Genomic DNA, 24,147 nt, shown 5'->3' with positions numbered 1-24,147 from the left:
GCTTTAATATATCCATTTTAAATTAAACATTATATTCCATCTATAGGTCTAAATTAGTAATCTTCTTATAAATCTTTACATCTGATTAGTTAAGTCGTGTTCTTCTTGTGCATTAAACATACCTGACAATAAAAAAGTTGTGACAGCACATAGTTACACATGCCATCACAACTGTTCGTACTACATATACCAAGTTTCTTACAATACTGGAGCAATGCACACCGGGCGAGACATCTCCAATTTGAATCCATTATGCGTCAGACGTCCGTCCTCTCCATTGATCTGAAAAGCAACGAGGTTGTTGCTGTCCTGATTCGCCACCAGCAGAATACCACCTGGCAGCAGATTGAAGTTGCGCGGTGTTTGACCCATCGTCGATGTCCACTCTACCGCTTCCAGTTCACCGGATTCCTGATCGATGTGATACAGAACAATACTGTCATCGCCACGGTTGGATGCGTATAAGAAACGTCCGCAAGGGGATACGCGAATATCTGCCGCCGTCCCTTCTCCGGTATGTCCTTCTGGAAGTGTGGAACTATGCTGCAATGTATTAAACTCTCCTCTGCGCTCATCATATGTGAATGTCGTAACGGTGTTGTTCAATTCATTGATCACATAAGCCCATTTCGAGTTCGGGTGAAACACCAAATGTCTTGGGCCAGAGCCTGGAGGCAGATCTGTCTCCCGATGTGTAACCAGACGACCTTCCTCCATACGGTATACAATAATCTGATCCAGACCAAGATCACATACAACGGCATATTGTCCGGACGGATCTGGCTGAATGGAGTGTGCGTGTGGCCCTTCCTGCCGATCATCGTTCAACCCTCTTCCCGTGTGTTCAACCAGCGCGCTCATCTCTCCGAGCGTCCCCTGATCTCCTACAGGAAATACGTTGACACTGCCGCTGCTATAGTTGGATGCGAGCACCCATTTGCCGTCCTTTGTAACAGACACATAACAAGGCGAAGCGCCCTTGGTTGACTTTCGATCCATCAAGTGCAGCTCACTCGTTGCCGCATCTCTGCGATAGACCAGCAGCTCTCCCTCATCCTTCTCACTCGCCACATATAGATGGTTTTCACCGGGGCATAAAGCCAGATAAGATGGGTTGTCCACACCGTCCGTATGATTAACAATACGCATCTCGCCTGTATCCGCATTCAATACACACAGATAAACACCCGGTTGATCCGCTGAAGCATACGTACCTGTATAGAAAAAAGACTCATTGGTTACTGTCGGTTCCATATCTCTACTCTCTCCTTCTCCATTGAAATTCTTTGATATCATTCTTATCATTGTTATGTATTTACCCAATTCACGGGCTTCTGCTTCACATCGCATAACCCGAACTTCTGAATCCGATCTAGCCCTGTTAACGCTTGCAGATATCGCATTGACTCCCCTATCTTCTCTGACCATAATACAAAGTATGAGACCTTACAACAGACCACCCACACGGCGTAAATCCGACGGATTTTGTATGCAAAAACTCATTGTACTTCCTGATCCGCTGCTGCAAGAGACCGCAGCCTATCCTGTCACGTCCGGATTATACGTTACCGATATCGGGTACTTTCATGAAGCCGAACATCATTACCGCGATCGCCCCGAAGGTTGTGCGTCACACATTCTGATGTACTGCGCCCAAGGGACTGGCTGGTATACGATGGATGGCGGCAAACGACATGATGTCCGTCCAGGAAATCTGGTCATACTTCCTGCACATGTCACCCATGTCTATGGAGCCAACGCAGCAGAACCCTGGAGCATCTATTGGATTCATCTGCGCGGAGAACATGCCTTTTCATATATCGAACCACTGCTTGCCCATAGCACCTCCACCATGCCACCCGCCAAAGCCCAAAAATGGCTTGAGCTTTTTCATGAATGTTATAGCGCGCTGGAGACCGGTTATTCCATGCAGACCATGATGTACACCTCCCAGATTATCGGTTATATGCTTGGCATGCTCGCTTACGCACCTGAAGCTGGGACAGATGGTGGAATCGTAAGCAGTAAACGGGCGGCTGAACAGTCCGTGCAATATATGCTGAAGCATCTTGAGCACGGGGTCACTCTCAAGGAACTGGCGGCACATGCCCGCTTGTCTGCACCCCATTACTCGCAGTTGTTCAAGCAGGCCACCGGACATTCACCTATCGATTACTTCCTGCGGCTGAAAATCCAGCATTCCTGCCGATATCTTGATTTTACCGATTGGACCGTGAAACAGATCAGCTCCGAGCTTGGATTCAAGGACCCTTACTACTTCTCACGTCTGTTTAGCAAAATGATGGGACGTTCTCCCACGGATTATCGCAATAAATCAAAAGGATAGATCATCAGCATATTAAACCTTCTGATATGAACATGTTCGAATAGACCTTGGAAAATTCAAGCAACCTTTTGAACAGAAGGGTCGTCTATAGGGGCAAATAGCTTTTATATAAAGGGATGATCCCTGGAAAAGTGAGGCGAACCTACAATGAAAAAAAATATTTTGGCTACATTGACTGCTGGAGCTTTACTCACACTCTCTCTAAGCGCTGGTCCAATTCACGCGGCTCAAGCCGAGTTCACCGATATTAAAGGTATTGCCGGAGCAGATAAAATTGAAGCCCTTCATCAGGATGAATTAATTAAAGGCGTGAGTGACAGCTTATTCAAGCCAGAACAGGAATTAAACACTGCTCAAGGCATACAACTCATAGCGGATGGTCTCGATCTGAATCTGGACACCATTCGTTTTGTCAAACAACCACTGCCAAGTGACTCCTTCTCTCACGTGAAAGATGGCGTATGGTACAGTGATGCTTTTATTCGCGCCAAATACAATGGAATCAAAATGTCCGATGATATTGACCCGTCCAAGGCACTCACTCGGGAACAATACACCCTTTTCTTGATGCAGGGGATTGAAGCCAAGGGCGGTCTGCCGATGATTAACATCAAACCGGTAGATATCACGGATGAACAGGAGCTTACTCCCGAATATCAAGGCGCTATCCAGCGTTCACTGGTATTAAAAATTAATACGCTTGATGCCAATGGCAACTTCAATCCAAAGGAAACCATTACACGTGCTGAAGCTGCCGTTATGATGTATAACGCGATTGAGCACATGGAAAATTTCAACGCACCCAAAATCCCGGAAACGCCTGAGAAGTAAGGATTAGGCGGGACTTATGACTTGAAAGGCTGAATCACAAGCTGTGCAGTCCAAGTAAAAGGCTTCTTCCATATCTATTTTCGAATGCAAATGAATGCAAAATAGCCGCATGTCCCATCAAGAGGGACATGCGGCTATTTCCGTTATACCTATATAGCTGATCGAATCACAATCAGACTTAGAAAGAACCTTTAACCACAACTTCAGACAGAGGGAAACGTCCTGACGGGTGAGCTGGCTGTGCAGCTTTACCTACAGTAATCAACAACGTTGGCAAGTAACGTGCAGGAATGTTGAATGTTTCGATCAGTTTTTGTGGGTTGTATCCACCGATTGGGCAAGTGTCGTAACCCAGGGAGCGTGCAGCAAGCATAATATTTTGGGAAGCAAAGGATGCGTTGCGAATTGCTTCATCACGAGCCGTTTGCGGGCTTTGGTAAGCCCCGTTGATCTGTCCGACCAATGCGTCACGAACTTCGGCAGTCATCGCTCCACCTTCAACAGCGTGATCGTAGATCAAGGTGTTGCGATTCGCTTCCAGATCTCCAAGAACAGCAATCGTAACAGAACTATCCGTGATTTGACTTTGGCCGTACGCAACTGGCAGTAACTTGGCTTTGTCGGCTTCGGATTCAATTACGAGGAATTTCCAATGTTGCAGATTCCATGAAGACGGTGCTTGTGAAGCCGCAGTCAGAATCGCGTTCAGATCAGCTTCTGGCATTACAACATTTGTTTCATACTTTTTCACAGCGTGTCGTTCGCTAATTACGCGAAGTGTTTCATTGTTTTCAACACTGGACATGTGTTCCACTCCCTAAATTCTATTTTTATAATGTAGTTCAATATGTTCGCAAGGCGAAATGAGATCAACTCTACGGAGTACTCACCTTCCGAAAATAACATCAGCGCAGACGATCGCTTCCATCTGTGTTCACGTTATGCCCGGAATCGCCTGAAATCATCAACGGATCTCTCACCGGAGCAAACGTCCAATCCATATAACCTGTCTACCCTGCCTGACACTCCCAAAGGCCAAATCATGAAGGATCATTGGTTGCAGAATTTGATCTGTCAGGCTTCTCCTGTGTCGACATTTCGTTCATCGAAAAGGTACATGCTTCCCCATTGCTTATACGCTGCTTCACATCCTGAATGGATATACGATCAAAATAAGCGCTTAGCGCTACTTCGCCTCCGTCATAAATGTTCCCCATCACGTCCTGCATATTGGAAGATACGACGCAAGGTGACCCTGATTCCCCTGAACACCAATTGGGACCAAGTGACCCCCCAGCTACAAGTCTGTACAGTTCTCCAAGCTTGATCTCCTCACTCGGGCGACTTAGCAGATATCCACCATGAGCCCCTTCCTTGGTTGTCAGGTAACCATGCTTCCGCAGAACACTAAGCACCTTGCGCACTCTGGCGGGATGTGTACCTACACTCTGGGACAAGTCTTCACTATTCGCCATACACTCATCTTTCATGGACAGAAACACAAGACAGTGCACAGCAATGGTAAATTCACTGTTCATAACTTACTCCCTTCCCGGCATACAACACCGATGAACTTCAACCCAAGGTCATTATAACTGTTATTATATGAATAACAGTTATGTTTGTCAACTTCCGCCTACTGGTGAGCAGAAGACCTCATTTCCCTATCATAACAGTATATACAGCTCTCTCATGCACACACAAACAACCTCTCATATCCCTAGTCCATTCAATGGAAAAAGAACAAAAAAAGTGAGCCTTTCGCTTCGCGAAGGGCTCCAATAAGATAGACATATGAAAGGGCTTACGTGATTATTATAATCGGTTATTCTCAATTTGAAAACGCTTTTTTTGTAAACTGGATCATTATTTCAAATTTCTTTATTAAAAGAATAATCCATGACTATTGCATAACTAATGTAATTAGTTTACGATACTAACAACATTAGTTTTGAGGAGGGTTTTATCATGCGAATTACTCGTGAGCATGCTGTCGTTCAAATTTCATTCCTTCCACGACTCTTCCCTGTGAACGTATACCTTGTGGAAGAGGCAGATGAATTAACTCTTATCGATGCGGGTATGCCATTCAGTCTTAAAGGGATATTGGCCACTGCACAATCCCTCGGCAAACCGATTACCAAAATCATTCTGACCCACGCCCACGGCGACCATGTTGGTGCTTTAGATGGTCTCAAAGATGCGCTGCCCAAAGCAGAAGTCTTCATCTCCAGCCGGGATGCCCGGCTGCTAACCGGTGACGCTTCCCTGCTGCCCGGCGAGCCACAGACCCCGGTACGCGGCAGCGTACCCAAAGCTGTACGTACCCGTCCGGATCGACTGCTGGAAGATGGCGACCAGATCGGCTCGCTGGTCGCCATTGCCTCACCAGGCCATACGCCGGGGCATATGGCCTTTATGGATACGCGCAGCCGCGTGCTTATCGCTGGGGACGCGTACCAGCTACACGGCGGCCTCGCCGTATCCGGTCACCTGCGCCCGCTCTTTCCGTTCCCCGCGCTGGCGACGTGGAATCGCGAACTCGCTCTGACCAGTGCGAAGCGTCTGGCGGAGCTGGACCCGTCCGTGCTGGCGGTAGGCCACGGACGGATGCTGCGCCAGCCCGCGGCCGCCATGCGCGCAGCTGCCGCTGATGCACAGCAGCGGCTGCGCCCTGCCGGGGGTCACCTGTGAGCCCCCGGCAGGGTCTGGATCGCGGCGCTCTGCTCAGCGCCGCCGCCCAGCTTGCTGACAGCGACGGCTTTCAGGCGCTGACGCTGGCCGCATTGGCCCAGCGGCTGGATGTGCGCTCCCCGTCGCTCTACAACCACATCAGCGGACTTCCGGGGCTTCGCCAGGAATTGGCGCTGATGTCTGTACAACAGCTCAGCCACGCATTAACCGCGGCTGTTGCTGAACGCACTGGCGGCGTTGCCATTCAGGCCGTCGCTGCGGCATATATTGGCTTCGTTCGCGAGCATCCAGGCCTATATGAAGCCTCATTCCACGCCACAGACCGTGAGGAGCCACAACTCGTTGCGGCCAGCATGGCTACGCTAGATTTGCTACTTCACACGTTAGAGCCCTATCCTCTAACCGAAGCGGAAGCACTGCATGCCGTCCGTGGTTTGCGAAGCCTGTGTCATGGGTTTGCATCCATCGGCGCACAAGGCGGCTTCGGCATGAACTTCGATCCAGACGAAAGTTTGCGCCTTGCAGTCGCCGCTTTTCTTAATGGACTGCACCATCTTCATAAAAGCTGATCCTTCATCATACCAATGGAAAAAGGGCTGCCGATGCTCTGCAGCCTCTTCCTATGTATATCTCCGTTCCGCTTCTCTGGTGGAACGGTTTTTCTATTGCCAGGGCTGCCGAGCTGCCTGCACTTCCTGCAAAATACTCTTCATCACCGGAACATATACCTTCCAGTAAAACAGATCAGGAATTCCTTTTTGATCCGGCGTAAGTTTCGCTTTAACTACATCCCATCCCTTGATTCGGCGCCAGAATGAATAATATTTCATCTCTCCGAAGGTGCCTGCCATATAATAAGCTCGATTATAACCCTCATAACAGATAAGTGCAGCGAACTCCGCTGGTATACCTGCATTCACCAGCTTCTGCTGACCACTCTCAGTCAAATCGGTATTATACCAAGCGAGTACAGAGTCTTTTTGTTCCGGCACAATGATGTCGAACCAGTTACTATAATGATTATCCTGTTTAATTCCACTCCACTCCTCACCTTTCTGTGTGAATGCGAGTTGTATATCTCCTGTCTCTACATCTTGCCCCTTCTCCAGTACAAGCACCCGTCCATCCTCGTGTACCAGTACAATACCGGCTCCATGAAAAGCCCAATTTCTATTCTCCCTAGCCTCATAACTCATCCGCACCCTCGGGGGTACTTCATCCGCGCTTTGCAGTTTAGATACTGATTTTGCCTGCCACCCGCTGCTTTTCATGCCCAGAATGGAATACATCTGCTCTCTCGTCGAATCAGAAGCCGAGTTCAACAGGGCGCTAAACTCGGCTACAATCGTTACTCCTTTATATGCAGCTTCACGAATTTTTTGCGCATCATATATCGTGAGACCTTCATCCATTTTGCCTTGTATACGTTCATTCGTATCTGACAAAGAAATATTCTGGTTTGCTGTCAGGTAGATCAGATCTGTGTCCGTCAATTCATCGGGCAAGGTCTTCTTAATATAGGAAACGCCATCTTTGATATCATAACCGTAGTAATCTTCCTCATACCTGTAGCGTTCGCCTGTTTGTTGTACAATTTTCTGCTGGTTCAACAGCCACACCAGTCCCTTATGACCCTGATAGGTCAAGTCTGGTTCACTTTTGTCGATAATCATGATGTTAAGTGGTACCGGGGCCTGTGATTGCCACAAAATCCAGGGGACAACCAGAACCACCGATACCACAGTCAGGCAAGCCATCGTCCATACCGTGACTGGCCTGTGATTTCTATTCATGAAACGTCTTCCTCCTTGCTCTGTTCCAAGGTATTACTGCCGACCTCCAACACAGGTCCCAACCATTCTACAACCATGAAAGATGCTTCCTCTTTATCCGTATATGTAACACTTTCTACGAAAGTTTAACTTTGTCCACTGAAGAACTGGGCATACCTGCGTAAATGTTTATTCATGCCCTGATTTTCCCTTACTCGAATAAACCGTTATACATAGGGTACAATAATACAAATTTTTCAATTATATCCTACATGTAGAATACGGATAAATGATACACTAAGCATTCTATCGGCTTTCTGCGTTTGTGATATAATAGGAACAGAAAATTCCGGTAATTCGCATTTTCATCCGGATGTCCGGATCATATATTATTCCGAAAAGAGGGAGTTCTACGTGGCTCAAATCAGTCCGTTTTACCTGCAGATCGGTGCAACTCTGGGTATGCTTGTCATGGCCCTGCTTGCCATTTTCATTCGCATGAAAGCCAGCCACCGTCCGGTAACCATTCGCAAAATACTTATTCCCCCGCTGGGAATGAGCACGGGGTTTCTCATGTTTGTTGTGCCGCAGACACATGTTCCGCTGCTGTGGGCACTAATCGCACTGCTCGTGGGCTGGTTTATTTTCTCGTATCCCCTCATTCGCAGTACCCGGTTTGAACGCATTAATGATGAAATCTTTGCCACACGTTCACGAAGCTTTGCTTTCATTCTGCTTGGCTTGCTGGCTGTACGTCTGATCCTGCATGAAATCATTCAGCGCTATGTGAGCATTCCGCAAACGGGTGGATTGTTCTTCCTTCTGGCCTTCGGCATGATTGTTCGCTGGCGCGTATATATGTACAAACACTACAAGGAAGTTGCAAGTGCTGCATCCTGACAGGCAAATCAAAAGACACGTTCTCCGCACTTTCATCGTGCGAAAAACGTGTCTTTTCCTGTTATCTGCATATTGCATCATTCGATTCAAGATGCTCTTTGGATGTATGCAAAATGCTCGTTGTAGCTATGTGCAAGTTAAAAAATTGATCTATTCAGGGTCTGCAACTTTTACAAGCTGCTTGCCCAGATTATCTCCAGAGAAGAGGCCCATAAAGGCTTCTGGCGTCTGTTCAAACCCGTCCACAATGTTCTCTTCGTACTGGATATGACCTTCCTTGATCCACTTCGCCAATTTGGCGCGACCTTCCTTGAAGGATTTCGCATAATCACCCAGCAGGAAACCTTTCATCAGCGCAGTGTTCGTTAACAGTAATGTCTGTGGACGCATGCCAATATCCGGCTTCTCCAGATTATAGGACGAAATCTGACCACATAACGGAATACGTGCATTCCGATTGATATGACGTAAAACCGCATCAGAAATGTCACCGCCAACGTTGTCGAAATAGACATCCACGCCATCCGGACAAGCCCTCTCAATGGCAGCTGACATATCCTGTTCCTGTTTGTAGTTCAACACCACGTCGAAGCCCAGTTTTTCTTTCAGGTACGTGCATTTTTCGTCAGAGCCTGCGATCCCGACTACGCGCGCACCTACAATTTTGCCAATCTGACCTGCAATCATGCCTACCGCTCCGGCTGCTCCCGATACAACCACCGTCTCGCCGTCCTTCGGTTTACCGATGTCTTCCATACCGAAATAAGCGGTCAAACCCGTCAGACCGAGCGCACCCAGATAAGCTGTAATCGGTGCCTCTTCGGTATCAATCAGAGAAAGATCACCCGTATTCACTGCTGCATATTGCTGCCAGCCCCACATTCCTGACACCAGATCACCTTTGCGCAGATTGGGTTCCGAAGACTCCACAACCTGTCCAATGGCTCCACCCTTGATCACTTCATTCAACGCGTACGGTGCAGCATAGGATTTTGTATCTTTCATCCGGCCCCGCATGTACGGATCGACCGACAAATATAATGTACGTACCAGGACTTGCCCAGCTTCCGGTTCAGGAAGAGGTGCATCAATGAATTTGAAATTCTCTCTGGATGGGGCACCTTCGGGACGAGACGCAAGTACGATCTGTTTATTTACAGACACCAAAATTACCTCCTTGTTGCCAAGTGGACGCAAGGTTATCCCTTGTCAGCTGAGATCACTTACCACTGGCTCTGTGTTAATCACTTCTTATTAGTTTAAACCGAAACAGGCGGATCACAAACGTGGGCCGCCTTGAAATATGCAAATATCGTCACATTGTAGCTGCTTTTAGCTATTATTGTGCAGTCAAAATCACAGGACCATCCGCTGTGATGGCAATTGTATGTTCATACTGAGCAGACAGACTTCCGTCTTGCGTACGTGCAGTCCATCCATCCGAATCCAGCTTACTGCGGTACGTACCGATGTTCAGCATCGGCTCAATGGTAATAACCATGCCTTCCTTCAGACGCGGACCCCGATGTGGCGGGCCGTAGTGAGGTACTTGTGGTTCCTCATGCATCTTCTCACCGATCCCGTGTCCAATAAACTCACGTACAACAGACAGGCCTTCACCTTCCGCATACGTTTGAATCGCATTGGAAATATCACCGATCCGGTTGCCAATCACCGCTAGTTCAATGCCTTTATACAGAGATTTTTTGGTCACATCCAGCAGGTGTTGTGCTTCAGGAGTGACTTGACCTACAGCATAAGACCATGCGGAATCGGCCAACCAGCCGTTCAGATTCACAACCATATCGATCGTAACGATATCGCCGTCCTTCAACGCGTATTTCCCCGGAAATCCATGACATATCACATCATTAACCGACGCACATGTCGCATATTGGTATCCGTTATATCCCTTTTGTTCTGGCGTAGCGCCATTTTTCTTCATAAAAGCCTCTGCAAACTGGTCGATCTCCTGTGTTGTGATACCCGGACGGATCATTCCCGCGATTTCTCTATGGCATGCGGCGAGAATTTCTCCGGCCTTTTTCATATGTTCTATTTGCTCTTTCGTCTTCAACGTAATCATTACAACTACTCCTTGTCCGTTAAAATCTTATCCTGTCTTCTATTGTAACGCGAAACGCTCAAAATAAAAAATTCCGTGTAATCATCAACATCCTATTATACGCCAATGACTTGTCCAATGAATACACTTTTCCATAAAAAAATCGAAACCCCTCCGGTAAAGCCACGTATAAGCTTAAAACAGTTGAAGACGAAAGGATGAACTTTCATGTTCAAAAAGATTATAGGCAAACTTCTCGATTCTAAATCTTCATCTCACCGTAGGCGTAACAGCTCATCGGATCGACGCTCATATAAACGTTACAGCAGTTCTTCAGGCAAACGTAGTTACAAACGCTATTCATCTTCAGATGTGAAATACCGGGATAACCGTCATGGCTCAGGTTACTATAAAAACAGAAAATACAGCTCCAGCTGAACTGGTGCTACTCTATTTAAACTGAACTGCTCGTACCAGCCAGACTGGCGCTAAAATAATGGGATATGTAATATAAAGGGGTGTTCTGCCAGCCGTACTCACGGTCAGCAGAACACCCCTATTTTGTTTCCTTATCGCACCTTCAGCAACACACGCTCAATTTCTACCTGTAACTCCGTTGCCCCACCCTCATACGCTGGGCGTAACCCCAGAAGTCGCTCCAGCATGTGGCGCAAATCCGGCGTGAGCTTGAGTTCTTCCTGCCAGCTGGCAGGTTCTCGGCCCTTCTCCGGTTCGTAAGCGGAGTACAGCATAAACAAGAGAAAATGACCGATATCCTGCAAATCTTGCTCAGGCGAAGCCGGTTCATCTTCAGGCTCGGGCACTTCTCGCATTCGGCGTTTCAGCTCAGGCAACAACGGCTCCCCCATTCGCCGCACCAGGCCAAAATCAATCAGATGTACATGCCCGTTACGCAAAATGACATTCGGGATGCGCACATCCCCATGAATAAATCCTCTCTCATGAACATGAGCAATGGGCACCAGCAGTTGGCCTACCAGCTCCAGGCATTCCTGTTCCGTATATTTGCGGCCTTGCTCAAATATGCACTGTTCCAGTGTCTCCCCACGGATATACTCAGTCACGATGTAACTACGTGCCCGATAGGTGAACGCCTCCAGCAACGCCGGGATAGCCGGATGATCCAGACGTCTCATCACGTCTGCCTCCCGGTCCAGCAATTGTGCAGAGAGTCTGCCCTTGCTGGGCTTGGATTCTTTTAAAGCCACTTCCTTACCAGTATGTTCATCCATACATAGGTATGTCAGTCCATAGCTCCCCATGCCGAGCAATTCATGTATCGTATAACGCCCGGCAACCACCGTCCCTTTCCCCCGGGGACGGTCAGTCCATAGTCCAAGCAGTCTTTGCCAGCTTCGTCGCAGCTCCACAGATCCTCCCTACGCCAGCCATCTGATCTCATCTCTATCTCCTTATAGGTAGAAGCAGAGCAGCAGCCAGTCTTCTTGTTGTTGTATGGAGCCTATTATATCAAGCTATTTGTACGAAATCACGATCAGCGTGAACCTGGTTCTCAGGCTTCTTTTCGCTTCCTCGGCAGCAATCCAAACAGCATGCGCAGCGAACTCCCCTTCGGTTTGCGTTTTCTTCCCTGGAAGCTTCGCAGATTGGTGACCAACTCACGGTCCCGCTCCTCTTCCAGCTTTTCATTCATCCACAGGCGCTGCTTCTCCATCTGCTCCTGGAGAGCAAGATGGGTGTCCGCCAGATGTTGCAGTGTTAACTCCAGCTCATCCACTCGCTGTTGTAGTAGCTGCATCCGATCGTCCTGCTGCTCCACTGCACCGTACGTCACTTCACTCACCAGTTTTCCAAGGCCTTCATAAGCTCTCAGATTAACCGATGGTTCAGGTTCCTCAGGAAATATCGCTGGCATGACGGTTGCCGCACATTCTGTCTCCGAAGGACTCTCCACTGCCATCACAGGCAGGTCTGGAGACAGTACGGTCACTACAGCATCTGCCAGTGGCAAGTTATGTTCTCGGAGTTCTGTCATCAGACGTTCGATGCACTCGATATCATCCGATTTGAACAGTCTGGATTTGTTAGCGGAACGCTCGAATCGGTATCCCTGTTCCTCAAGTGCAGCCGCATATTTACGAAGAGTACTGGCACCAATGCCCAGGCTTTTGGCCGTTTCCGTCGTTGCTCCTGCTTCTTCAATCATTATTATTCCCTCCCGGAATGAAGTTTTTGTGAATTAAAGGTAGTGGCTTCAGCGTTTCCCTTCTGGAACTGTCATCGGATCGGGTCAACCTGTCTCAGGATCAAGTACGCATTTCATTTGCTTGTCCCTATGTATTCGTCAGCTTCTTTACAGATCCCTTTAGCGGTTTTGTTCTGTTTCTGCGGATTCATAAGAACATTTGTCAGTTCTTTTATTCGTAAAAATAACCCTGCATCCGACAATGAGCATAAATGCTGTCATGTCGAATTTCAAGGGTGCGAACGCTGTCACTTTATATAAATATGAATTATTCATGTCAATTTTATTGACTCCGCCACTCCAATACGCTCCCGCGATAGAGGATATCATTGCCGCACAGCTTTTCCTTGTGTTATCTTATGTAACGTAGAAGTAGGAATCAACATATAGTATAGGACTATACTTAACATAAAACTCAATAAGAACGGATAAATCAATGTAAATGGGGGCTGAACGGCGTGTTAGGCAAATCAGGTAAGGTAGCGGTGATCGGGGCGGGTCTTGTCGGTTCCAGTTGTGCATATTCCATGATTAATCAATCGATATGCAGGGAAATTATGATGGTGGACCGGACGTATGATCGCGCCGTTGCGCAGGCGCTGGATTTTTCCCATTGTATGGACTTCACTCACAACCGTACCAAAGTATACGCAGGCACTTATGCAGATTGCGGTAGCATGGACGTGATTATACTGACAGCCGGAGCGAATCCGAAGCCAGGACAGACTCGTCTGGACATTTTGGAAGAGGCCGAATCCATCACCAAAGATATTGTCATTCCCATCATGGATAGTGGATTCCGCGGGATTTTTGTCGTTGCAGCCAATCCGGTTGACATAGTAACTTATATGGTATGGAAGCTGTCCGGGCTTCCGCGTGAACGTGTCATCGGCACAGGGACTTCCATTGATTCCTCACGTCTCAAAACGTTGCTATCCGAAGTCTTCTCCATCGACCCACGAAGTGTGCACGGTTATGCTCTCGGAGAACATGGAGAATCTCAGTTCGTAGCCTGGTCACATGTCACCATCGGGGGCAAACCCATTATGCACATTCTGGAGCAGCACAAGGAGCGGTTCAAACATCTGGATCTGGACGATATCGCCCGTAAAACGAGGGATGCCGGATGGGAAATCTTCACCCGTAAAGGCTCTACTCAATTCGGAATCGGTAACGCACTTGCGCATATTACCCGTTCGATTCTCAATGATGAACACAAGATCATTGCCGTATCTGCGATCCTCGATGGAGAGTACGGGCAGCACAATGTCTGCGTTGGTGTTCCGGCCATCATTGGTGGGGATGGGATTCAGGAGGTTATTGAACTGAATCTGGATGCAGCCGAGCGCGAGAAATTCGACCTCTCCTGTGAAGTACTGTCAGGCAACATTAATCGTCTAACCTTGGTATGATTCATCCCTTCTACGAATGTACTAATCAAATCATCGTAAACATCCAAAAGCCAATAATCTCCTGAGTCAGGAGCCTATTGGCTTATTCATTGTATCTCTGCCTATTATTGTATCTCTGTCTATTATATATCTGCTCATCCATTGTTCAGCTTGGTGCAAGCTGAGGTTCATCTGTGGGTCCCCACTGCTGCAGCACCCGCTTCAACTCACTCAGCATGACTGGTTTGCTGATAAAGTCACGCATTCCAATTTCCAAACAGGCTTCCTTGTCTTCACGTTTGGCATTACCGGTTACGGCAATAATAGCCGGAATTCGTTCCTGTGGAATTAATCGATGTACAAGGTCTGTCGCTTTGAGCCCATCCATGACAGGCATCTGAAGATCCATCAGCACGATATCATAAGCATTCTGCGAAATGGCCTCGATCGCCTCGACTCCATTGGAGCATACATCGGCTTGGTAACCAAGCTTCTCCAGATACTCCGTTAAAATCTTCCGGTTCACCGGGTGATCTTCGGCAACCAGAATACGCCTCGCCACCTTGTCACCCTGACGTGTTCGATCATCCTTGAACTGACGGGCTGATTGCTCTGCAGCCGCATCTACACTTGTTGAAGGAATGGCGAATCGGAAGGTCGAACCTTCCCCGTCCTCACTCTCGACACCGATGCTTCCACCCATAATCTCCACGAGTCGCTTCGAAATAACCAGTCCAAGACCTGTACCGCCATACTTGCGGTTAATCACCGGATGCAGTTGAGAGAACGACTGGAACAATTGATCCAGCTTATCCTCTGGAATGCCGATCCCCGTATCCTTCACGGCAAAATCAAGCATACTCAATTCAGGTCGATTGCCATGAATAATATCCACTGACACATCAATGCTTCCCTGATCGGTAAACTTTAAGGCATTACTGACCAGATTGACGAGAATTTGCCGAATGCGCATCGCATCACCCACCATAAATTGAGGGATATCAGGATTCAGACGATACCGTATCTTCAACTGCTTTTTTTCCGCTCCTGGGGAGAATAGCTCTGCTACCTGTTCTAGCATCTCGCGCAGCGAGAAAGGTTCATAGGCAATAGCCATTTTCCCGGACTCCAGCTTACTGAAATCAAGTATATCATTCAGAATGTTCAACAGTGCATCGCCACTCTCACGGATAATCTCAGCATACTCACGCTGTTCCTCCGAAAGATCTGTGCTAATTAACAATTCCGTCATTCCCACGATTCCGTTCATCGGGGTGCGAATCTCATGACTGACCATCGACAGGAATTCCGACTTGGCCTGTGCAGCAAGTTCAGCAGTCTCCTTGGCTCGTACAATCTCCCGATCGCCGGTCACATCATTGAATACAATAACGGCGCCCCGAATCTGACCCTCATCGATAATCGGTGTAACCTGGTACTCGACCAGAAAGCTGGTTCCGTCTTTTCGCCAGAATACATCCTCCTTAACCGTGCGACACTGTCCGTCCATCACGGTCATATGAATGGGACAATCATCTTTTGGTAAATGACTGCCGTCTGCACGTGAATGATGAATGATCGGATGCGAGCTTTTGTTAACAAACTCTTCAGCTTCATAGCCGAACATGGAAGCAGCAGCCGGGTTTATAAACATGGTGATGCCATCTGCATCCAAGCCATAAATACCCTCTGTAACCGAATTGAGAATCAGGGCATGCTGTTTACTAAGCTCCTGAATCCGCTCCATGTAGTCTTTACGCTCCGTTATATCAGACACAATACCATATACACCCACGAGTTCCTGGTCCACAAGAATAGGGACATTAAGGATGGACACGTCCACCTTCCTGCCACCTGAATTCACAATCCGCGTTTCATACTGCTGAGGTTTCCCCTGCTTCACCAATTCAAAGTAAGCCTTTCCACTCTGAACCTCACATGGATCGAGATGCGATAGGAAAGACTGACCGATCAACTGACCGCGAGGCACATCCAGCATTTTGACCAGATTGCGATTCACTGCACTATACTTGCCCTCCAGATCCAGGGAATATACAGCTGCCGGATTGTGTTCGAACAATGATTTGTACCGCTGACGACTTTCTCTAAGACGTCTTTCGGTATTCTTCTGCTGGGTAATATCACGGCTTATACTTACGATCTGTGTACTTTCGTCTTGCTCTCCAGCCACTGGCTTAGCCAGTGTTTCAACCCAGATGTAATGCCCCTCCTTATGGCGCACACGCATCTTGCAACCATTTCCATTCGTGGACAGTTCCAGCAATTCAGGATAGTCCCCAGGGTAACAATAATCCTTAAGGAACTTACCGGTCACCTCTTCAGGACGATATCCCAGCAACGGATATACGGATGGGGACACATAAAGTAACTTGCCATCCAGCGAACTTGTGGTGATCAGATCCTGCGCATGATCCGCCAGCATCTGATATTTCTCCTGCGTTTCCTTCAGTTTACGTTCCACTTCCAGAATCTCGGTTACATCCTTGGCTATGCCATAGATCCCCACGACATCCTCTCCAACGGTTATGGGAATGTAGGTTACTTCCGCATATTTTATGGACCCATCTTTATGATAAAAGGCCAGTGAATCACTGACTGAATGTCCAGCCAGTACATCCCCGATGTATTTTTGCCGTAAACGTTCACTTTTCGGTGGACTAATCCGATCACGGCTTATTCCAGCCAGATCTTCAATTTTATATCCAGATAACCGCTCAAACGAGGGATTGGCGTCGATATGATTTCCATGGATGTCCATTACATAAATGGCATCGGGATGATTGAAAAACAAGGATCGGTAAGAACTTCCTTCAAAAATAATACGCTTTAGGGTTTCCGTTTTATCCATATCCAAGGCTTACCCCTCTTTTCTCAGCCTATATCTTCATCTAACAATTAAAATGAGTTGTTTTACACGAAATGGTCCTACCTTCGAATAACCACGTAAGCCTGCCTAGAAACAGCTTTTTATATTTTCCAGACTCCAGTCTCGTTTTGCTTACAATCCATGATTCATACTTGCCATTCCTAAAGGCTGGATCAGAATGTTAAAAAATCCCCCTTAAGCCCACATACAATAAGTCTTTGCATGTATTGGCTTAAGAAGGATTATAGATTACTGCCCTCACGGGATGATCAGGCTGTGTAACTGGTCATTTAAATCTCTTTTTTTCTAAAATAGATGATCCCAATCAAAATGAAGAGAATGGCACTGCCTCCGACCACTGTCAGCATCGTTCCCAGCGATGCAACTGGCGGAAGACTATAGCTGTTATTCCCCGCCGTCGACATTAAAAGCATCGGCTGAGCCCATGGATAATACGGGCCAACTGTGGCAGAATTCACGACCAGAATATTGGGTACCGTTAGCGCAAAATTCAGTGCCAACGGTGCGGCAAAGCTGCTCCACACCAAGGAAACGAACAGCTGCAGGGCAGCCAGGGGTACACAAGCGAACAGCCCCAACAGCAATTTGCCTGCCATGAATCCCCATGGCACAGGTGCTGTTATCCCATGAATCACACCCGCCAGCAAAATGGACCCCAGAAGTAATCCTTGAGTCCCCGCCAGAAGTAAAAGCACGATGGTCAGTTTACCAGCATATACGCCTGTACGCGTAAGAGGTAGCACCAACATCTGCTTCCACCCTCCCCCCGCGTGTTCGAAACGGCACACAAAGGAGGTGAATACTCCGGTCAGAATCGGTAACAGGAGCAACCCGTGCAGAAAGACCATTGTGCTCATTAGCACGCCCCAATGGCCAGAAGGGGTGGATAACAATCCGATGAGCAGTGCTATTAATGGACTCAGCAGGATCAAGAGCCATATGGGGGATTTGCCCATTTTCAACCGTTCGGCGGACAGAATTCGGAAATACGTTGTCGCAAAGCTCACTCTAGGCCACATCCTTTCGGCTGAAATGCATCATACCCACGAACATGATCAAGAGCCCCAAGCCTGCACCCATGCCTGCATACATGAGCGGATTTGGTCCAGTCCAGGCCATCTGTGCCCATGCGAGTGGAAAAAGCGGGGATAGGCTGAGCGAGAACAGGCCCATTACGGCGAGAATAATACCAAGGGTAACCGGAAGCGCCTGATTCTTGGCTACCATTGTGAGCCATAGCTCAAGCGCTAACACCGGAAGGGCACCAGCCAGCGGCAGGAGACCCAGCTTGATCGCTTGCGTCCAAGGTATTTCACCGGCATCGAAGCCGAGCACCAGCCCCAGTCCTACAGTCCCCACTGTTAGCAACAAACACGAGATGATAAGAAGAACGCAAGCCAACAGAAACTTGGCCAGATACACAGCCGATCTAGGAATCGGCAGCGCCAGAAGCTGCTTCCATGATCCTTGTTCATGTTCAACATTGGCGATCATGGAACTGAGAATGGTTGCGCCCAGCATCAAGGCCAAGGGTACAAAAACAACCATGTTGCCCAGCAATCCTCCCCATAAATTCCCCGCGTACTGCTCCTTCAGATAATCCAATCGTAATCCGAAGTTCAACGCCTGCATCGCCGTTAGTCCAATCGGCGCCAGAAAAACGAGAAACCAGATGCCTTTGCCACGAATCTTGAGCCAGTCGGACGATAACGCACGGCCGGTCATACGGTTGCCCCCTCGCCGATGACCCGCATGAACAGGTCCTCCAGAGACTGACGGTGTTCTTCCACGCGGTACACCGCGTGATCCTGCTCGACTAGGCGACGTACAAGCAGCGCAATCGCGCTGTTGTCCATATAAGGGAATGTTAACGCAGCCCCTTGTTGCTGTCCGAACTGTCCCTGTTCCCTTGCAAGCTTCATTGCCTCTTCCGGTTCAGATACGGTTAGTCGAATAGAGCTGCCCGTCTGGCTATGCAGATTGGCGATGGTATCCTGGAGCACCATCTTGCCTTCACGAATAATGCCGACACGGCTCGCCATCTGCTCTACTTCACTCAGCAAGTGACTGGAAACCAGCACCGTAATCCCATGTTCCAGTGGCATACGTTTAATTAATTCCCGTATCTCCTGAATGCCCGCAGGATCAAGCCCGTTCGTAGGCTCGTCCAAAATCAGCAGTTCCGGTTCACCCAGCAATGCACTGGCAATACCCAGACGCTGCTTCATGCCAAGGGAATATCCCTTCACCGAACGCTTGGCATCCTTGGTCAGATCCACAATGGACAACACTTCGGCAATTCTGGATTTCGGTACATTGATAATCCGGCGCAAGGCTTCCAGATTCTCTACGGCATTCAGATGTCCGTAATATGACGGATACTCGACCAGTGAACCTACACGACGCAGAATATCCATACGATCCTTGCGGATATCCTTGTCAAATATACGGATGATTCCTTTGGTTGGCTTGATTAAGCCAAGAAGCATCCGAATCGTTGTTGTTTTGCCGGCACCGTTGGGACCGAGGAAGCCGTAGATATCTCCCTTTTTAATATGCAGGTCAAGTTCACGAACCGCGGCACGGTCCCGGTATGTCTTCCATAAATTAGCGGTTTGAATAATGTTATCACTCACTGTTTAATCACCTCGGATATCATCATAACTGCCCGAGGTTAAAGCTAAGGTTGGCTCAAGTTTAAGTTTGGTTTAAAAAAAGCTATTCCAGCGGTTTGACCACTCCCGAACCACTGTAGATGCACATCTGAACACCTTCTTCGGAACTGTCCACCCGCTTGCGCAATCCCATCTCACGAATCAACAGGTCTACAATGGATAAACCCAAGCCTGTCCCTTTCGTATCGGCATCCTTCTGCATTCCCGGACCCCGATCTCGAATAACGAGCGCCGTCTCTCCCTGAATCTGCTTGGTTGATATACCAATGTACTTCCCACTCGCCGCATGACGGACCACATTCTGAAACAGATTGTCGAGAACCCGGCGCATTCCCTGCTCATCCATATGCCAGATCAATGGTTCTTCCGGCAGATCAATATCGATCTCGAACTGTTCTTTTTCCCAGACCGGGTACCATGCTGCCGCCGTTTCCCTTACAACACGGAAAATATCTTTCTCCTCCAATTTCAGTGTATACTTCCCGCTCGTGAGCAGATTGTAAGATAACATGTTATCGATGAGCCCGCCCAGGTCCTCCATCTTCGCTTCCATGCGATTTAATGAACCAACGCCTTGCTCGCTGAGCGCTTCCTTGTTCAGCGCATGCATATGTCCACGAATGACAGTCAGCGGAGTGCGCAGATCATGGGAGAGCCCGGCAATGAGACGTTTCCGCAAATGTTCTTCCTCACGCTCTCGGTGACGGCTGTCCGTCAGTTGATGCACCATCTGATTAAATGACTCCTCCAGCTGACCAATCTCGTCTGACCGACGAATATTAACCGGAAGCGGAATGCCCTCCTTTCCTGTGGTCATCATCGCTGTCTGCAAACGAATAAGCCGCTTGCGAATACGTGCAAAGAAGAGAATCGACATGATGATGAAGATCATGAAAATGATGGCCGTTACGATTCCCAGATACAAAAGTTCCATCTGCCAGTTATTCTGTGACTTTTGCAAAAGTGATCGCGGCACTTCAATGACCATGAAGCCCTGTCCTCTGTCCTGTCCATCCCCGCCTATATATGCAACTACGGTCAGTGGATCACGATAGAAAGCTTCTTTCATGAATTGCACGGCATTGTTCGCATTCCACTCGGCTGGAATTTGGGTCTCTTCGGTTTTACCCGAATCCAGCGACCACTTTAATATGGTGTCTGTCGCGCCATCGGATGAAGTGGATTTCACTAGTGTTACATCTGCACCACCCAGAATAAAGGTGGTCTTACCATCCGCATTCACAAGATACATGGACGATTTGGGATACTGTTCATGCAATCGCTCCAACCGCATGCTAATCTCTCCCTCGGAGGCTCCATCCAGATTCAGCGCTTCACGCGACCACAGTTTACTGATCCGGTCAACGTCACCGTATGGCGCCGTTTGATTCGGGCTCGTGTTGTTCACCACGACCACATAGATGATGGATATGATCGGAAGTACGACGGGTACAAACAACACCGCCGCCAAAATCAGGAGAATATAGCGGGACATCAGGGATCGTCCAAAACGCAGCCTGCTTTTCCCTGACGAAGTCTGAGCGATGCTTCTTTCTTCCCTCGTCGACTCTCGTGCTCTGGACCGCCGGATCATGGCTTCTTCACGCGGTACCCTACACCACGGACGGTTTGAATAACGACAGGGTTGGCCGGATCACGCTCCAGCTTCTCGCGCAGATGACGGATATGTACCATTAATGTCTTGTCTCCATCCAGATAGGATTCATTCCAGACCGCTTCGTAGATCTGCTCTTTGGTCCGAATCATGCCCATATGTCTGAGCAGGTAGGCGAAGATGTGAAACTGTTTTCCCGATAAAATAATCTCTTCCCCCGTCTCGTCATTGACGATCCGATGATCTTTCTCATAGATCGACAGATGATCGAGCTTCACTACCGTATCCGCCGAGATCGCTGTTCCTGCCTTGCGCAGCTGTACTTCAATCCGTGCAGCAAGTTCATCGGGGTGGAACGGCTTGGTTACATAATCGTCGGCAAAATCGAGCCCATGCAGCTTGTCATCAATGGACGTTCTGGCCGAAAGCATGACAATGGGCACAGCAGGATGTTCTTTTTTGAGCCGTTGCCCCACCGTAAATCCATCCAGACCCGGCAGCATGACATCCAGAATAATCAGCGAACAGCCCCCGGCAGCTTCTGCTGCGCCTTCACCACTTCCGAGCCATATCACCTCATATCCGCGCTCCTCCAGGTCCGCCTGGACCCAAGTGGCTATTTCCGTATCATCTTCAATATATAGCAGTTTCGTTTTCATGCGCGCATTCGTTTCCTTTCTGTACCCTTTGGGTTAATTATATATTTGAACACAATGGCGTAAGCTCTTACTAAAATCATCGCTTGTTAATTACACGAAGCTGTTCGGTTATGTCCCTATTCATTATATCGTAATCAATCCATTGAATGATGCCATACCCGCTCCACAAATACATAATCTCTGTATCCATGACGGGAGGAATTTCAACATGCTGCTGGAAGCCATCTATCATCAACCAAAACGGAATTGGGCCTATGCCTACGATCAGGATACGATCCGCCTGCGTCTTCGTACCAAAAAGAACGACCTCACTGAGGTACACGCCCTGACCGGGGATAAATACGCCTGGGAACAAACCAAGGCGTTTATTCCTTTAACCAAGTTTACCACGGACTCCATGTTTGATTACTACGAGGGAGAGGTGAAGCCTCCTTATCATCGGCTGAAGTACTCTTTTCTGCTTAAAAGCGGAGACGAGCAGATCTGGATGACCGAGACGGACTTCCAGAAGGAAGAGCCAGACGATCCTGGTCGGATGTTCCAATTCCCTTATATTCATGCCGGAGCCGTGTTTACACCACCCGCATGGGTGAAGGATGCCGTGTTCTATCAGATTTTCCCGGAACGATTTGCGAATGGCAACCCGGATATCAACCCGGACAACGTAGAACCCTGGGGCGGCGAACCCACACCTTTCAATTTCTTCGGAGGTGACCTTCAGGGTGTAATCGATCATCTGGACTACCTCAGTGAGCTGGGCATTAATGCGATTTACTTCACACCGATCTTTGAGGCGACCACCAATCATAAATATGATACAGAGGACTATCTACGGGTAGATCGGCATTTTGGTGATGCAGACACCGTCAAACGATTAGTCAAGCTGTGCCATGAACGTGGCATCCGGGTACTGCTGGATGCCGTGTTTAACCACTCCGGGAAGACGTTTGCACCTTTTGTCGACGTGCAAGAGAACGGGGAGAAATCCAAATACAAGGACTGGTTCCATGTACACGAGTTCCCGCTGGATGTGAAGGATGGCATTCCTACGTATGAAACCTTTGGATTTGAAGCGCACATGCCGAAGCTCAACACGGAAAATCCCGAGGTAAAAGACTATCTGCTCAAGGTTGCCAAGTACTGGATCAAGGAAGTGGGTGCGGACGGATGGCGGCTGGATGTCGCAGACGAAGTGGATGATGCATTCTGGCGCGATTTCCGCCGTGTAGTGAAGGCCTCCAATCCAGATGCGTATATTCTCGGCGAGATATGGAATGAATCCTCGTCCTGGCTGCAAGGTGACCAGTTCGACGCATCCATGAACTATCCGTTTACCGATGCCGTGAATAGTTTCTTTGTGAAAAACAAGATGCATGCCGAGACATTTGCGAATTCCATTGGACGGCAATTATCACGTTATCCGCTGCAAGCCAGCGAAGTCGCATTCAATCTGCTGGATAGTCATGATACGCCGCGACTACTCACCGTATGCGAAGGCGATCAGCGGAAGCTGAAGCTGGCAGCGTTGTTCCAGTTCACTTACCTGGGTGCCCCGTGTATCTATTACGGAGACGAAATTGGGATGGATGGCGAGCATGATCCAGGTTGCCGAAAATGCATGGAATGGGATGAGGCGAAGCAGGACCGCGAGCTGTTTTCTTTTTATCAAAAGCTGATTGCACTTCGCCATGCCCATCCTGCCCTCCGTGCGGAAGGCGGCGTTCGATTCTTGCAGGCCCGTGAAGGCGGAAGCCAGCTGGTGATGGAACGGCAGGATGATGAGGAACGTATTTTGATCCTGTTCAATCGCTCGGAAGAAACGGCAATTATTGAGCTGGAGGCGGGTGCCGGGGAATGGACGGAACTGTTTGGTGAGAAGCATCGTACAGCTCTGGAGGATGGCATTCTGGCGGTTGAGCTGCCCGCATATGGATATGCTGTTCTAAGTACGAATCCCGCGTAATACGATAAATAGCGCTCACAGACCTGTAGCTGATCTGTTGAGCGCTTATTTGGCGTTAAGGATGGTTCGTTGGGGCATGCTCTTTTTCCATCGTAAGGAG

General features: G+C 48.5%; 21 protein-coding genes. 7 read left to right on the top strand and 14 right to left on the bottom strand.

The window, feature by feature from the left end:
- Positions 1-198: 198 nt before the first annotated feature.
- Positions 199-1,254 (bottom strand): lactonase family protein, encoded by a 1,056-nt coding sequence (locus tag ACR32F_RS02410; protein ID WP_440115802.1) that lies wholly within the window; start codon positions 1,252-1,254, stop codon positions 199-201.
- Between the two features lie 235 nt (positions 1,255-1,489).
- Between ACR32F_RS02410 and ACR32F_RS02405 the strand changes: the two genes are divergently transcribed.
- Positions 1,490-2,347, top strand: coding sequence for an AraC family transcriptional regulator (locus ACR32F_RS02405; RefSeq protein WP_440115800.1), 858 nt, complete (start codon positions 1,490-1,492; stop codon positions 2,345-2,347).
- A 147-nt stretch (positions 2,348-2,494) separates the two neighbouring features.
- On the top strand, positions 2,495-3,178 hold the full coding sequence (locus tag ACR32F_RS02400; RefSeq protein WP_440115798.1) for an S-layer homology domain-containing protein: 684 nt from the start codon (positions 2,495-2,497) through the stop codon (positions 3,176-3,178).
- 178 nt (positions 3,179-3,356) lie between these two features.
- On the opposite strand, the gene ACR32F_RS02395 is transcribed toward ACR32F_RS02400, so the two are convergent.
- On the bottom strand, positions 3,357-3,983 hold the full coding sequence (locus tag ACR32F_RS02395; protein ID WP_440115796.1) for a nitroreductase family protein: 627 nt from the start codon (positions 3,981-3,983) through the stop codon (positions 3,357-3,359).
- A gap of 235 nt (positions 3,984-4,218) precedes the next feature.
- The gene (locus ACR32F_RS02390; protein ID WP_440115794.1) at positions 4,219-4,716 is read right to left on the bottom strand and encodes an RrF2 family transcriptional regulator; all 498 of its coding nucleotides are present in this window, start codon (positions 4,714-4,716) and stop codon (positions 4,219-4,221) included.
- Positions 4,717-5,146: 430 nt separating this feature from the next.
- Here ACR32F_RS02390 and ACR32F_RS02385 point away from each other — a divergent pair, with 430 nt between their 5' ends.
- Positions 5,147-5,872, top strand: coding sequence for an MBL fold metallo-hydrolase (locus tag ACR32F_RS02385; protein ID WP_440115792.1), 726 nt, complete (start codon positions 5,147-5,149; stop codon positions 5,870-5,872).
- Positions 5,869-6,441, top strand: a complete 573-nt coding sequence (locus ACR32F_RS02380) for a TetR-like C-terminal domain-containing protein (protein ID WP_440115790.1) — start codon at positions 5,869-5,871, stop codon at positions 6,439-6,441. The genes ACR32F_RS02385 and ACR32F_RS02380 overlap by 4 nt, the downstream gene beginning before the upstream one ends.
- 93 nt (positions 6,442-6,534) lie before the next feature.
- Here the strand turns inward: ACR32F_RS02380 and ACR32F_RS02375 are convergent, their stop codons facing one another.
- The gene (locus ACR32F_RS02375; RefSeq protein WP_440115788.1) at positions 6,535-7,665 is read right to left on the bottom strand and encodes a hypothetical protein; all 1,131 of its coding nucleotides are present in this window, start codon (positions 7,663-7,665) and stop codon (positions 6,535-6,537) included.
- 393 nt (positions 7,666-8,058) lie between these two features.
- On the opposite strand from ACR32F_RS02375, the gene ACR32F_RS02370 reads away from it, so the two are divergent.
- Positions 8,059-8,544 (top strand): CcdC family protein, encoded by a 486-nt coding sequence (locus tag ACR32F_RS02370; RefSeq protein WP_440115786.1) that lies wholly within the window; start codon positions 8,059-8,061, stop codon positions 8,542-8,544.
- A 150-nt stretch (positions 8,545-8,694) separates the two neighbouring features.
- On the opposite strand, the gene ACR32F_RS02365 is transcribed toward ACR32F_RS02370, so the two are convergent.
- The 4 genes from ACR32F_RS02365 to ACR32F_RS02350 form a co-directional block, all read right to left on the bottom strand.
- Positions 8,695-9,708 carry an NADP-dependent oxidoreductase gene (locus ACR32F_RS02365; RefSeq protein ID WP_440115784.1) on the bottom strand — a complete coding sequence of 338 codons (1,014 nt, stop codon included), beginning with the start codon at positions 9,706-9,708 and terminating at the stop codon, positions 8,695-8,697.
- A gap of 175 nt (positions 9,709-9,883) precedes the next feature.
- The gene (map, locus tag ACR32F_RS02360) at positions 9,884-10,630 is read right to left on the bottom strand and encodes a type I methionyl aminopeptidase (RefSeq protein WP_440115782.1); all 747 of its coding nucleotides are present in this window, start codon (positions 10,628-10,630) and stop codon (positions 9,884-9,886) included.
- Positions 10,631-11,178: 548 nt separating this feature from the next.
- Positions 11,179-12,000, bottom strand: coding sequence for a serine/threonine protein kinase (locus tag ACR32F_RS02355; protein ID WP_440115780.1), 822 nt, complete (start codon positions 11,998-12,000; stop codon positions 11,179-11,181).
- A gap of 143 nt (positions 12,001-12,143) precedes the next feature.
- Positions 12,144-12,797 (bottom strand): hypothetical protein, encoded by a 654-nt coding sequence (locus tag ACR32F_RS02350; protein WP_440115778.1) that lies wholly within the window; start codon positions 12,795-12,797, stop codon positions 12,144-12,146.
- 497 nt (positions 12,798-13,294) lie between these two features.
- Between ACR32F_RS02350 and ACR32F_RS02345 the strand changes: the two genes are divergently transcribed.
- Positions 13,295-14,248, top strand: coding sequence for an L-lactate dehydrogenase (locus tag ACR32F_RS02345; protein ID WP_440115776.1), 954 nt, complete (start codon positions 13,295-13,297; stop codon positions 14,246-14,248).
- A 145-nt stretch (positions 14,249-14,393) separates the two neighbouring features.
- Here ACR32F_RS02345 and ACR32F_RS02340 read toward each other — a convergent pair whose 3' ends face one another.
- The 6 genes from ACR32F_RS02340 to ACR32F_RS02315 all read right to left on the bottom strand — a co-directional run bounded on the left by ACR32F_RS02340 (position 14,394) and on the right by ACR32F_RS02315 (position 22,084).
- Positions 14,394-17,096: a PAS domain S-box protein gene (locus ACR32F_RS02340; RefSeq protein WP_440115774.1), complete on the bottom strand. Its 2,703-nt coding sequence runs from the start codon at positions 17,094-17,096 to the stop codon at positions 14,394-14,396.
- Positions 17,097-17,404: 308 nt separating this feature from the next.
- A complete protein-coding gene (locus tag ACR32F_RS02335) occupies positions 17,405-18,154 on the bottom strand; it encodes an ABC transporter permease (protein WP_440115772.1) in 750 nt (249 codons plus the stop codon).
- Positions 18,144-18,860 (bottom strand): ABC transporter permease, encoded by a 717-nt coding sequence (locus tag ACR32F_RS02330; protein ID WP_440115770.1) that lies wholly within the window; start codon positions 18,858-18,860, stop codon positions 18,144-18,146. The genes ACR32F_RS02335 and ACR32F_RS02330 overlap by 11 nt, the downstream gene beginning before the upstream one ends.
- A complete protein-coding gene (locus tag ACR32F_RS02325; protein ID WP_440115768.1) occupies positions 18,857-19,771 on the bottom strand; it encodes an ABC transporter ATP-binding protein in 915 nt (304 codons plus the stop codon). Before ACR32F_RS02325 ends, ACR32F_RS02330 begins: the two co-directional genes overlap by 4 nt.
- A gap of 82 nt (positions 19,772-19,853) precedes the next feature.
- Positions 19,854-21,305 carry a HAMP domain-containing sensor histidine kinase gene (locus ACR32F_RS02320; RefSeq protein ID WP_440115766.1) on the bottom strand — a complete coding sequence of 484 codons (1,452 nt, stop codon included), beginning with the start codon at positions 21,303-21,305 and terminating at the stop codon, positions 19,854-19,856.
- Between the two features lie 95 nt (positions 21,306-21,400).
- Complete coding sequence (locus ACR32F_RS02315; protein WP_440115764.1) at positions 21,401-22,084, bottom strand: response regulator transcription factor; 684 nt, start codon at positions 22,082-22,084, stop codon at positions 21,401-21,403.
- Between the two features lie 208 nt (positions 22,085-22,292).
- Between ACR32F_RS02315 and ACR32F_RS02310 the strand changes: the two genes are divergently transcribed.
- Positions 22,293-24,047, top strand: a complete 1,755-nt coding sequence (locus tag ACR32F_RS02310) for an alpha-glycosidase (protein ID WP_440115762.1) — start codon at positions 22,293-22,295, stop codon at positions 24,045-24,047.
- Positions 24,048-24,147 lie beyond the last annotated feature (100 nt).

Source organism: Paenibacillus hebaui (assembly GCF_051934385.1).
Lineage (GTDB): Bacteria > Bacillota > Bacilli > Paenibacillales > Paenibacillaceae > Paenibacillus.
This window is presented reverse-complemented; position numbering and strand designations above follow the sequence as displayed.

Excerpts from the sequence above, each read along its gene's own strand:
- ACR32F_RS02410 (WP_440115802.1), bottom strand. The coding sequence starts at position 1,254 with ATGGAACCGACAGTAACCAATGAGTCTTTTTTCTATACAGGTACGTAT.
- ACR32F_RS02405 (WP_440115800.1), top strand. The coding sequence starts at position 1,490 with ATGCAAAAACTCATTGTACTTCCTGATCCGCTGCTGCAAGAGACCGCA.
- ACR32F_RS02400 (WP_440115798.1), top strand. The coding sequence starts at position 2,495 with ATGAAAAAAAATATTTTGGCTACATTGACTGCTGGAGCTTTACTCACA.
- ACR32F_RS02395 (WP_440115796.1), bottom strand. The coding sequence starts at position 3,983 with ATGTCCAGTGTTGAAAACAATGAAACACTTCGCGTAATTAGCGAACGA.
- ACR32F_RS02390 (WP_440115794.1), bottom strand. The coding sequence starts at position 4,716 with ATGAACAGTGAATTTACCATTGCTGTGCACTGTCTTGTGTTTCTGTCC.
- ACR32F_RS02385 (WP_440115792.1), top strand. The coding sequence starts at position 5,147 with ATGCGAATTACTCGTGAGCATGCTGTCGTTCAAATTTCATTCCTTCCA.
- ACR32F_RS02375 (WP_440115788.1), bottom strand. The coding sequence starts at position 7,665 with ATGAATAGAAATCACAGGCCAGTCACGGTATGGACGATGGCTTGCCTG.
- map (WP_440115782.1), bottom strand. The coding sequence starts at position 10,630 with ATGATTACGTTGAAGACGAAAGAGCAAATAGAACATATGAAAAAGGCC.
- ACR32F_RS02350 (WP_440115778.1), bottom strand. The coding sequence starts at position 12,797 with ATGATTGAAGAAGCAGGAGCAACGACGGAAACGGCCAAAAGCCTGGGC.
- ACR32F_RS02340 (WP_440115774.1), bottom strand. The coding sequence starts at position 17,096 with ATGGATAAAACGGAAACCCTAAAGCGTATTATTTTTGAAGGAAGTTCT.
- ACR32F_RS02335 (WP_440115772.1), bottom strand. The coding sequence starts at position 18,154 with ATGTGGCCTAGAGTGAGCTTTGCGACAACGTATTTCCGAATTCTGTCC.
- ACR32F_RS02330 (WP_440115770.1), bottom strand. The coding sequence starts at position 18,860 with ATGACCGGCCGTGCGTTATCGTCCGACTGGCTCAAGATTCGTGGCAAA.
- ACR32F_RS02320 (WP_440115766.1), bottom strand. The coding sequence starts at position 21,305 with ATGTCCCGCTATATTCTCCTGATTTTGGCGGCGGTGTTGTTTGTACCC.
- ACR32F_RS02315 (WP_440115764.1), bottom strand. The coding sequence starts at position 22,084 with ATGAAAACGAAACTGCTATATATTGAAGATGATACGGAAATAGCCACT.
- ACR32F_RS02310 (WP_440115762.1), top strand. The coding sequence starts at position 22,293 with ATGCTGCTGGAAGCCATCTATCATCAACCAAAACGGAATTGGGCCTAT.